Genomic DNA, 11575 nt, shown 5'->3' with positions numbered 1-11575 from the left:
GCTCTAAGGTTCTTGCATCACACACCACAAAATCAAAATAGTTTTTGGCGATTCGGTTATTGGCGATGAACCACTGCTTTTTATTCAAGTTCACCGCTGGGGTAACCACGTTGGCCATTGAAACTTTAGCCAACACCACACCGTGTTCCCCTACTGCAGATTTCAGTGCGTTATGAAAGGCGCCTTCCGACATATTGAGTAACGCCCCTTTCTTCTTATAAGCGTAGTCTTTGGTATCGTCGTGTTTGATCACGTACTTTTGGATAAAGACAAAAAACAGCACCAGCAGTGCAACAATGATAAAAATGTTGGTCATACGATAAAAACCATTTTGAAGTAATTAGCTAACTCGCTAATTAATAAACGAAGTACCGCCCAAAGGCCAGTTTATTACTATGGATTTGTTGAAGAGGGTGACCTAATCCACATGGCAGCAGGCTCTCTTGTAAGCTGAATCTAGAATGTGTACCAGAGTGTCATTCAGGTTGATAAGCTACGCCAATGAGTGAAATGTCGCAACTTGTGTTTTCTGTCAATGGACAATGACCAAACGAGAGGCTCATTAATGAGAGCCTTAGTAGGAAAAAGTAGAGAAGGAAAAAGCTCGCCGTAGCGAGCTTTTATTGCTTTAACGATTAATCCAGTCGAAGTAAGCGACCAGTTAAAGCCGGAACGATGATTGTCGTTGTACCGATTTGCGTGGCGATCGTCTCTTCAGTCATTAAATCCTTCAATTGAGTCGCAGCTTTTACGCTTCCCATATCAAGAGATAATCTCCGCTCCGCAGTGCTGGTGTTAAGCACATAGAGGATCTGCTCATCACCGTACACTTTGAGATCCGCGTACAAACTCTCGTCAATCCACACATTACGCCGCTCCCCTTTAGCCAGTGACGGGTATTGGCTGCGCAGTAGCATTAATTGACTGACGCTGTTTTTCAGCGCTTGCTGTTGTGGTGACAAGCTTGAACCATCTACTTTGCCACTAGAACGAGCAACGTGATCATCACACAAACCAACAGCGGCACAATTTTGTGTCACTTGCGCTGCAAAGTTTTCGACTTCATCCCCAATCTCTTCACCATAGTAAAGCGTGATTGGCCCAGAATAAGCAGCAAGAAAACTGAACGCGGCAAGATGTCGCGCATAATAATCACCTAAATTACCTCGTTGGATCAGGTCACCAAAGCGAACCAAATCATGATTACCTAACATTAGATTTGGCATGGCGTGATAAGGCGATTTCGCTCGGTTATTCCAACTGGCTTCTAGACTCAGAGCGCTACCGCTTGCACCAGATTCTTCCACGGCTAGTGCTTGCATCACACCATAGCGTAAAGGAAAGTTGAAGGCAGAGGAGAGCGCTGGGTTTGCATCACTGCCATACGCAGTTAGGGTAATGTCATCAGCCCCTTGCCACACTTCACCGACCATATAGCCTAATGTGCCCCATGATTTCCCTGCATTGAGGTTATCTTGCGATGCTTGTTCAACCGCCACGCGCAGCGAACGCCAGCTCTCAAGCGGGACTTGATACGCTTGGTCTAAACGCCAGCCATCGATACCAAACTCACGGATCCAGTAGCTGGCAACTTCAGTGAAAAATGCCTCACTCGCTTGGCTAGGATAAGTGACCAACTTGCCCGGATAACCACTTTCTCCGTCATGAAGCTGAGGCAACTTGCCGCTCGGTGACACTTTCACGCCAACAGAGCTGGTGTGGCCAAATACGCCATCCAATAACACGTACAGCCCTTTGTCATGCGCACTATCAATCAGCTCTTTTAGCTTAGCGTTGCTGCCAAAGTTAGGATCTACGTTGAAATAATCACACGCAAAATAGCCAGTAGCGTCAAGCTTATCATCACCATTTTGACCCGCACAGGAATCAAATACTGGCGTTAACCACAACGCATTAACGTTCAAGCTAGCAATATAATCCAAGCTATTGATGATGCCTTGCAAATCACCACGGTGGTGCGAGTTGCCGTAACCAACGCCGTAATCAGCGTTTGAATCTCCATCAACAAAGGATTCCACCATCACTTGATAAATTCGCAAATCACAAGCGGGGTTATTGTCTTGATAACACGCGTAGTCAAGACCCGTATCCACAACGCCAACCACCAGTTGCGATGTGTTGGATGCATCCAGTGTGAACTTCAAAACACCTTGCTCTGTTACGGTAAGCTTGATATTGCCATTTCCTGCATTTTCCAATGTCGCGGAACCGCTAGCGATACTAAAGCCACCAAAACCAAGGTTTAGTGTGCTCCAATCTTCAGAAGCAATTTTGAATTCATACACTCCGGGAGTCAGATAACCTTCAAACGTGTAGAGACCATTTTGCTGATAGGATAATGGATTTGAAACTCCCCAACCGTTCATCGAACCACGCACGTACACCGTGGTTGAACCATAAGGTGCAACATCAATTGGTGGCGCATCAATGCTTAAGCCAGCACCCTGCTCGCCCTGCTGCGGCATCACAAACACTGCCGCCGTTAAGGCTGGAACGGTAAAGCGGCCATTGTTAAACTGGCTCTCTTTGACGCGCACATCTTGTGCTGTGCGTAAAACAGGATGTAATTCAAAGCGCTGCGCATTCGGGATCACGACACTTTGCTCAACGCTATTGGCGTTGATGGCGACAACGATGGCCTCAACGTTAGGGTCGAGATCCGCACCAGCTGAAACACCATCATTAACCGACATAACAATCATGCCAGGCTGCGCATTTGGCCCCGTATTATGGAAACGAACACGATTTAACACTTCTTGCTCAGAGATTAGCTTGAGCAACGGTGTTTGCGCACGAATCGCCAGCAAGGCTTTGAAGGCATTGTCTGTCCATGCGATATCTTGCGCGGAAGCCACCGTATTGGGGTTGGCTATCACACTTTGAATCGCACTCCAGTTGGCCTGATCTTTATCTGCTCTTGGCAAGCCGACATTCCAGTTGTTGGTCTGCTTGCTAAAGTCAACACGGTTGTACCAATCACCACTGTCGTAACTGTCGCGCGCCATCGATTTTGAGCGAAGTAGTTCTGAACCCATATGGAAGAAAGGAACACCTTGCCCAAGCATTACTGGCGCAAGACCAATGATCTGCATGCGCGCTCTATCCGCTGAGCTGGTTTCTGCTTTTGCTTTATATTGGTTGAAGTCCCACAGGGTTTGATTGTCGTGTTTAGAGACGTAGTTAATCGACTCTTGTGGGTCAAGTGTATAGGCCGCGCCTTGACCACCGTATTGGAAATCACGGCCAAGTACTGTCATGCCGCTGGCGGTTTGCAATGGATAGGCTTGTAAATTGCCAGCCATGCCATAGCGAATTAAGTCCATTTTCGATTTCAGCTCATCACTAAATCGATCACCTGCATTAGCAAAACCCGGAGTGGTTAATAGCGCCTCACCGCTATCAAATGGACCACCGCCACGCACACCGTCACGTAAGCGATCGTTATAAGTCCCTATTCCCGTTCCAGCCATTGGCCATTGCGTGGCATTTTCGCCTCTGGCACCGTTGGCGACTTCACCAAAGTTCCAGCCTTCACCATAGAACCAAGTGTCAGGATCAACCGTTTTCGCCGCCTCATAAATCTTGAGCATGCTTGATTTCATCAGGTGTCCCATAAGATCGAAACGGAAACCGTCGATTTTGTAATCTTGCGCCCACATCGTGACACTATCGGCCACCAGTTTCTCGAACATACGGTTTTCTGAAGCGGTATTGTCACAGCAGCTAGAATTTTCAACCGCACCTGTGATGGGGTTCAAGCGGTGGTAATAACCGGGCACGGTTTTATCCAATACTGATTTGTCATACAAACCTGACGAGTAGGTATGGTTGTAGACCACATCTTGCACGACTCGAAAACCAAGCTGATGCAGTTTTTGCACCATTTGGCGGTACTCTTTCACCCGTGACACACCATCACTTTGCACCGCATAACTGCCTTCTGGCGCGCTGTAATGGAATGGATCATAACCCCAGTTGAAGCTGTCAAGCGGCCGCACATCCGCAAGTAATGCTTGTGCTTGCGGTGTATTCGGGTCGGTTTTTTCCAACAAAGAAAGTATGGTCGCGCTCATCGACGTGCCATCAGAACAGAGCGACGCTTGCGGGTTAATACCACACAGTTTTGCGACTGTATCATTAAGATCGACCCGCTTTTGCTCATCTTCCGGAATCGACGCTAAATCATAGCTTGGCAGTAAGTGAATGGTGGTTAAACCCGCTTGTTTTAAACTTTTCAGGTGCGCAACACTGTCACGTTCCTCTTCCAAGAAGGCAAGATACTTACCGTTGTATTCCGCTGTTCCTTTGCTATCACTGTTGCTGAAGTCACGAATGTGTACTTCATAAAGAATGTTATCTTCAGGATGAGTCAGTTCAGGAATAATTTGAGTATCCCAATCGTCCGGTTTTGACTCTGCGGCGGTTAAGTCCACCAATTGAGAATAAAGGCTGGATGTGCTGAGCGATTGAGAATACGGGTCGGTCGTCATCATCCATTCAAGTTGCGCCGTTTTAGGATGGTAGGCCTGCACGCGGTAACGATAGAAACTGTTTTTCAGCGAGCGCTCACCTTGATAGTGCCAAACTCCGGTGTTGGAATCTTCAACCATCGGCTGAGGGGAGGTACTGCGAAGGGTTTTATCTTGATCATACAGATACAACTCCACTTGCTGCGCGGTCGGAGCCCATAGCGCAAAATGCGCGCTATCACCGTCTATCCAAGCGCCAAGTTTCGCTTCATCGGCATCATCGCTGCCAGCCGTGTAAAGATTATCGACTATTCCTGGGATCTGTACTTTTGTTGCAACCAGTACTTTGCCTTCAGCCTCTCTCGCCACTGTCAGTAGCTGAGTTTTCAACAGCGCTTTAGCTTGTTCATTGCTCACATCCAATCTGAAGGCTGTTCGACCCGCTAAATGTGGGAAATGCGCATTATTGGTCACGCCTGACAAGGCTAATGGGTAATGAATGAATTGTTCAGGATGGGCGATATCACCATTGCCTTGTGCGCGGCTCCAAAGCTCATAGCTTGCCGCTTCGCTGTGATCGAACCACGCCAGTTGATTTACCGCAAGCCAATGTGCAGCTGCGCCCTCAATGGCAACTTGAATTTGCTCATTCGGAGAATAGTTCAACACCGCACTACCGTGGCGCGTATAAAGCGTATTGCCTTTGACAAAATCCAGCACTAAATCATCGCCGCCCAGCGCTTTATCATTGCCACTGTGCACAATAAAGTTCATGCAGTTGCCATGTTCTGCTTTAAGTGGAATGCGATATATCGCTCCATAAATCGGGTCGATTTCTGAGGCTAAGTAAGGATTTCCCCAATCCACGCCATTAAGCGCAGATTCAGAAACAGAATCACAGCTACCGTTGTTCCAAAGGTGTAGTCCCCATCCGTCATAATTATTGTCATCACGCAGGTAGTAAATGATCGCTTCTTGATAAGTTGGGGTCGGCTCGGTTGTCGAGTTATCCGCCTGTTTCGGTTGTGGATCAATGCTGTCGGGGATGCCATCACCGTCATCGTCGCTTGAGGCAAAATCCCCTAGCCCATCGTTATTGGTATCAAGGCTTTCTAAGCGATCTCGTGGGAATACATCCTGCGCGTTGCTCACGCCATCACCATCAATATCGTCATCTTCGCTATCGGCAATACCGTCACTATCAAGATCAGCAGGAACGCTTGAAACATCATTGGCGTCCGTTCCTAAACGCGCTTCATCGGCGTTGCTCCACCCATCACCATCAATATCATCATCTTCGACATCCGCAATGCCATCGCTATCGAGATCGGCAGCAAAGCTTAAGGCGTCATAAGGGTCTGTCCCTAATCGCCATTCAGTTTCATCAGGCCAGCCATCGTTGTCATCGTCTAGGTCTGCGTGATCGCCAATGCCATCATTATCGGAGTCAATACTCTCTTGGATGTCGTAAGGAAAGTGGTCAATCAAATCGGCTACGCCATCTCTATCGCTATCAAAGCCAATAACAGGCTCACCATTTTCAAGCATCAGTGTTTTATCGCGAATATCGCTCTTTTCTCGCTGCGCTTTTTTGATCTCATCGCCAAACAGTTTACTGGCTTTTTTCAAGGTATTGGCCAATTCAGGCAAGCTGGAGTCATCGATAGTAGCAGGTAGCAGTTGCGCTAGCGCTTTAGCAGATTGAGCAACCAAGATGTGGTTATCGACATAATCCGCTTTGATATCCAGAGTTGGAATACGCAGCGCCTTTTTCAGCTCAGCCAACGCTTTACTCTCTCGCTTACCATTTTGCATCTGCACGCTGAGGTAAGTCGTAAAAGGGCTGATCACCGGATAATTTGCTGGCGCCATCATTAAATAATTGTGCGCCGCTTTGACGGTGGGAATATCTTGGTCAACGGTTTTTCCCTTGATAGCAGAAGCCATCAGATAATAATTTTTTACGTCACCACGCAGCCCCGCCACGTTAATTTTTGCGATACCTTTTTGGTCGGTATACGCTTGAGGTTCGTTTTGTTCAAATTGACGATTGCCGTTCACATCCAGCCAAACTTGGGCATTGGTTAAATACCCATCCATGACTTGAACGTCTAACGAGTCATTACAACCCGCTAGCATACCAATTGAAGCAAACGCTAAAGTCATTCTCGTTAGGTTTGTTTTCATTGTTGTAATCCGTTTTATAACGTTAGTGCTTGTCCTGCTCTCACTGCTGGCAGAAAACCTATAAATCAGTAGACATATGCCTATATCTACCTAAGCTAACGTTATAATTTTGACACCGCCAATTACCTCCCCCTTGCCATTTTGCTCTCAGGGCGTAGAGCCAAGGGAGGAGAAGAAAAACACAGAGTTCACTCACGCTCAGAGTAAATGAGATGAAAGGAAAGCAGAGAGAGCAAGATAAAAACGTGATCGGAAAGACAAAGCGTAGAATGAGGAATGATAAAGTGTGAAAGAATATTACATTTTGACCAATCTAATAGAGTTTGATCTTCCTCCCATCTCTCCTTACTCATTGCTCGCTATTCGCGCCGCTGAGCTTAACGTTCAGAATTGTGGTAAAACAAAAAGAGCCTCAAATGAGACTCTCCTTAATTGGTCGCAGACTGACCGCTATACCCAAACAACTCTAAGTGGGAAGAGTATAAAGGTTAAGCAAATACATATTTATCCATCAGGGTGACCATTTTGCCAATTTCGGGTTTGGTCAAGGTATCATCAGCACCCAGTGCTAATGCTTTGGCTCGGTTATCATCACTCATGATCGAGGAGAACATCACTATCGGCGTTGTTTTATAAGTTTCGCTGTCACGCAAGCGCTTCAACAAGTGCATACCATCCATGCGCGGCATTTCTACATCCGTTACTATCGCATTCACTAACTCTGTCACGGGTACGTTTTCGGACTTGGCTACTTTCTCAATTTCCATTAATTTCTCATAGGCTTCACCACCGTCTTTACACGCAATAATGTTGTAGCCTGCAGAGCTTAATGTGTCTTGTATTAAACTGCGGATAAACGCCGAATCATCCACCACCATGATGGTTTTCGCATTACGTTTGCTGATCATTTTTTGGTTGAGGTCGACCGATCTGTCCACCGTGACATCGTATTTTTCCATACTCAATTCAGGGTTGATGTCAGCGATGATTTTCTCAAAATCCAAAATCATGATCAGGTTGCCGTCTTTGCGAACAACCGCCACGACGCAATCTTGCTCACCCGCTTCTAAAAACTGACTCGGCGATTCAACATCGTTCCAAGAAATACGGTGAATACGACTAATGCTGTCAATCAAAAAGCCATTGGTCATGCGGTTAAAATCCGTCACGATAACAAACTTTCGATCAAGGCTTGGATTAGTAGGCACACCAAGCCAACCGGCAAGATCAACTAACGGAGTCAGTACATCACGTGACGAAAATACACCGATCATATGCGGCTGAGCATTGGGATAATCGGTGGTATCAGGAACTTGTATCACTTCCCTAACTTTCGCAACGTTAATGCCGTAATAGCAGGTTTTCGTGCGTCCATCTGGCAGTACCTTTTCTAAATGGAACTCAATAATCTCAAGTTCGTTGGTACCACTCTCTGTCAAAATTGTACTACTTGGGTTGCTCATACTGGTCACTAATCTTAAGAATGGTTATTGGTATTTGTTTAATATGGCTTGATATCGATTAACACCGTCTTCATTAACCGTGTTCTTTACTTTATCAATACCCATTTGTAAATCGTCTAATAGTGTTTGGTCTATATTTTTATTAAAAGCATAGTAAAGTAATCCCTGCTTTAACACATAAAGTGTTTCAAATTGATCGGGGGCATATCCTGCTTGTTTTATCCACCAATGGGCTGACCGTTCATCGTATGCAATCAAATCAATACGCTTTTTCACTAACTGCTCTGCCAACATCGTGACATCCGTTGCTTCTTGCATTGAGTCTCTCGGAACACCATATTGCAATAGCATTTGTTCGCCGACGTCATCTTTTATCACCCCGATCTTATAGGAGGTAATTTCTAAAGGTTCCCCAAGTTTGATATTACTGCCTTTACGTGCAATTACCGAAACTTTGATGTCATCAATTGGGCCTACCCAATGAAATAATTCCTCTCTGTGTGACGTCCTTGTTGTCGAGAAAAGTACTCCGTCTTTTTTCAAAATGGTAGAGCGATAAGAACGAGCCCACGGTTGCAATACGATCTGGCTCAATAATACGTCATGTCCTGAGAATTTAGCGGCTTCTTGAAGTAAATCAACCGAAATTCCAGTGATTTTGCCCTGATTCATAAAATTAAAAGGGGGATAGGCCTCTGTATAATACGTTAGTGTTTCAAGACTAGCGGGATAAGCAGGTGATGATGCCAACACACTGATTAGCCACATAGGTAGAATAGTACGCAGATATTTGATTACGTTCATCCTCTCTCCTACATGATGTTATCTGCCTTTTGTTCTTAAACTTTAGATGGGGTTTGAAACGCCGTCTAGTTGATCGCAAGCATTCATCATCAACAATACGAACGACGTGATTAAATAGCATTAAATTTCATGCGGTTAACTCATTAAATCTCTCGGCCTAACGCACAACTTTTTTATAGCAACGCTCCGGGCGACCAACCGTGCCGTAATTTAAGTCGGCGGTTAGCTCACCACTGCTGATTAAATATTCCAGATAACGTCTTGCCGTGGTTCGACTTGCGCCAATTTTTTCTCCCGCTTCGTCCGCGGTCAAACTGCATGGTGTATTAAAAAGATGGCGTATTTTGTCTAGCGTAACCCCATCAATTCCTTTGGGAAGACGCAGATGAGTGGGAAGCTCACTGGTATTGGCTGTCAACATTTTATCAACTACGTTTTGGTCAACATCAGCCACGGAGCCCAGCTCTAATTGTTGGGTTTGGTATTTCTTCAATGCCGATTCAAGACGGGGAAACATGACTGGCTTGAGCAAGTAATCAACTACGCCACCACGCATTGCCTGTTGTAGCGTCTCAACATCGCGCGCTGCAGTAATCAAAATTACATCACAGCCTTGGTTGTTGCCTCGAACTTTCTGTAAGAGATCGAGCCCCGTACCATCCGGTAGATAAACATCCAGCAATACTAAATCGGGTTTGAGGATATCTAACTGCAATTGGGCATCGGCGTGAGTCGTTGCAATGCCAATGACTTCAAATCCCTCAATTTGTGTCAGGTAACGATGATGTAATTGCGCAATCGCGATATCATCTTCAATGATCATGACACGGGTATTCATACTTGTTCTTCCTTAGGCAGATAAACCGTAACTCTTGTTCCAACATCTTGATTACTTTTCATTTCTAGCTGCCCTTGATAGCGATCAGCTAACTGTTTTACCAGGTGTAAACCCACACCTCGGTTATGTTTTGCTTTGCTAGAGACTCCCTTTTGCCATAATTGCTGTGGCGACATTTGTTCGGGTAAACCACACCCTTTATCATCCACTTCAAGAATAATTTCGGCACCATAATCGCTGAGTGACACTTCAATGATGCGTCGTTCTTGTGTCACCCGTTTTTCATTGCGGATCATCGTGAGTGTCGCATCAAATGCATTGTCAATCAGGTTACCCAAGATAGTGACGATATCTTCGGCATTGATACGCTGCGGCAAAGGTTCTAGACGCGATCCCTCTTCAACAACTAACTCCAAACCAAGTTCACGAGCCCGCTCAGTTTTACCCAGCAGCATTCCGGCAATGAGTGGATCTCTAACTGTCTCGCGTAGAAATTCAATGAGCGATTGGTAATGAGCCGTTTCTTGGCCGATTAAATGCTGAACCGCTTCCAGCTCTCCCATCTGTACAAGCCCACTGATGGTGTTGAGTTTGTTGCGATGTTCGTGAGTTTGAGAGCGCAGCATTTCAGCATACTCTTTGGTTTGGGAGAGTTGCTCGGTTAACTCGTTGATTTCATCTCGGAGGCGGAAGCTGGACACCGCCCCAACCACTTTACCGTCAACAATAATCGGACTTCGATTGGCGATCAGACGCTGTTGATTGAGGTACAGCTCGATGTCGTGATCAGGCGTGCCACTTTCAATAACACTCATGAGATCACTTTCAGGTAGAAACAGAGAAAGTGGTTGATTCAGTGCTTTCTCTCGGTTAATCGCCAAAATCTCACACGCACTTTTATTAATGGAACGAAGAATACCCGCCTCATCAATACTTAAAATGCCTTCCTTTAAGGTACTCATGGTGACATCGAGTTCGACATACAATCGGCCAATCTCTTCTGGTTCAAAACCAAGTATCGCTTTCTGAAAACGGCGTGAGGCGTAGCTGGAAAGTACAGCATTCGCCAGCACCACCAGCAGTGCCATCCCAATTAGGTAGATGAGAAAAGGTTCAATTTTATCTTGTAGTCGTTCTATTAAGTAACCAACTGACACCACACCAACGATTTGTCCTTGGGCATTTTTTACCGCCGATTTTCCACGCACGGATTTACCCAATGAACCCTGAGCAAAAGAAACGTATGACTCACCATGTAGCAAAGCTTGATCATTATCTCCCCCTTTCATGGGAAGACCAATTCGTTCATCAACAGGATGGACTAAGCGGATCCCATGTTGATCGCCGATAACAATGAAGGTTGCACCGATTAATTTTGTTAACTCTCGATAACGCTGTTGGTGATCCACCCCACTACCAGATTCAAGCATATCGACCACTGATGGAGTTTGAGCAAGAAATGAAGCAACCCCTAAGGCCTTTAAGCCCATCTCTTCTTCTTGAGAATGTTTGATGTACACAAAACCAGCGGCAACTAACAGCAGTAATTCAATCAACCCTGAAAGGGTCATTATGATCAGCATACGCTTACGAAAACTGATACTACTCCACACCATAAATCCCTCTTTAACTCTGCATACAAGCTAACACTTATTTAACATTTGAGCGAAGAGAGAAACGAATAACTGTGAACAATACTACGCATTCCACGCACCATTTTGGTTCGTTTTATTGCAATCTATTTCGAAGACTTGCCAAGCAGAATATGCACAAGGTTTTATAAAAAATTATCA

The 11575-nt window shown here is 45.6% G+C and carries 6 protein-coding genes; all 6 read right to left on the bottom strand.

The genetic code is table 11. The annotated features are described in order from the left end of the window. The coding region (locus B9J87_RS17095) for a DUF2726 domain-containing protein (RefSeq protein WP_141201595.1) at positions 1 to 316 on the bottom strand (316 nt) is incomplete at its 3' end. Positions 317 to 635: 319 nt separating this feature from the next. Next, complete coding sequence (gene pulA / locus B9J87_RS17090; RefSeq protein WP_094151889.1) at positions 636 to 6677, bottom strand: pullulanase-type alpha-1,6-glucosidase; 6042 nt, start codon at positions 6675 to 6677, stop codon at positions 636 to 638. A 488-nt stretch (positions 6678 to 7165) separates the two neighbouring features. Further along, on the bottom strand, positions 7166 to 8140 hold the full coding sequence (locus tag B9J87_RS17085; RefSeq protein ID WP_026027355.1) for a chemotaxis protein: 975 nt from the start codon (positions 8138 to 8140) through the stop codon (positions 7166 to 7168). Positions 8141 to 8164: 24 nt separating this feature from the next. Next, positions 8165 to 8944, bottom strand: coding sequence for a substrate-binding periplasmic protein (locus tag B9J87_RS17080; protein ID WP_013856665.1), 780 nt, complete (start codon positions 8942 to 8944; stop codon positions 8165 to 8167). 157 nt (positions 8945 to 9101) lie between these two features. After that, a complete protein-coding gene (locus B9J87_RS17075) occupies positions 9102 to 9782 on the bottom strand; it encodes a response regulator (protein WP_013856664.1) in 681 nt (226 codons plus the stop codon). Continuing rightward, positions 9779 to 11398, bottom strand: a complete 1620-nt coding sequence (locus tag B9J87_RS17070) for an ATP-binding protein (protein ID WP_017044817.1) — start codon at positions 11396 to 11398, stop codon at positions 9779 to 9781. Before B9J87_RS17070 ends, B9J87_RS17075 begins: the two co-directional genes overlap by 4 nt. Positions 11399 to 11575: the final 177 nt, after the last annotated feature.

This window comes from Vibrio sp. V19_P1S1T109 (assembly GCF_002241375.1).
Taxonomy (GTDB): domain Bacteria; phylum Pseudomonadota; class Gammaproteobacteria; order Enterobacterales; family Vibrionaceae; genus Vibrio; species Vibrio anguillarum.
The sequence above is the reverse complement of the archived record's forward strand: the minus strand, read 5'-3'. Positions and strand labels throughout refer to the sequence as shown.

Coding starts and splice junctions, on each gene's coding strand:
- pulA (WP_094151889.1), bottom strand. CDS start 6,677: ATGAAAACAAACCTAACGAGAATGACTTTAGCGTTTGCTTCAATTGGT.
- B9J87_RS17085 (WP_026027355.1), bottom strand. CDS start 8,140: ATGAGCAACCCAAGTAGTACAATTTTGACAGAGAGTGGTACCAACGAA.
- B9J87_RS17080 (WP_013856665.1), bottom strand. CDS start 8,944: ATGAACGTAATCAAATATCTGCGTACTATTCTACCTATGTGGCTAATC.
- B9J87_RS17075 (WP_013856664.1), bottom strand. CDS start 9,782: ATGAATACCCGTGTCATGATCATTGAAGATGATATCGCGATTGCGCAA.
- B9J87_RS17070 (WP_017044817.1), bottom strand. CDS start 11,398: ATGGTGTGGAGTAGTATCAGTTTTCGTAAGCGTATGCTGATCATAATG.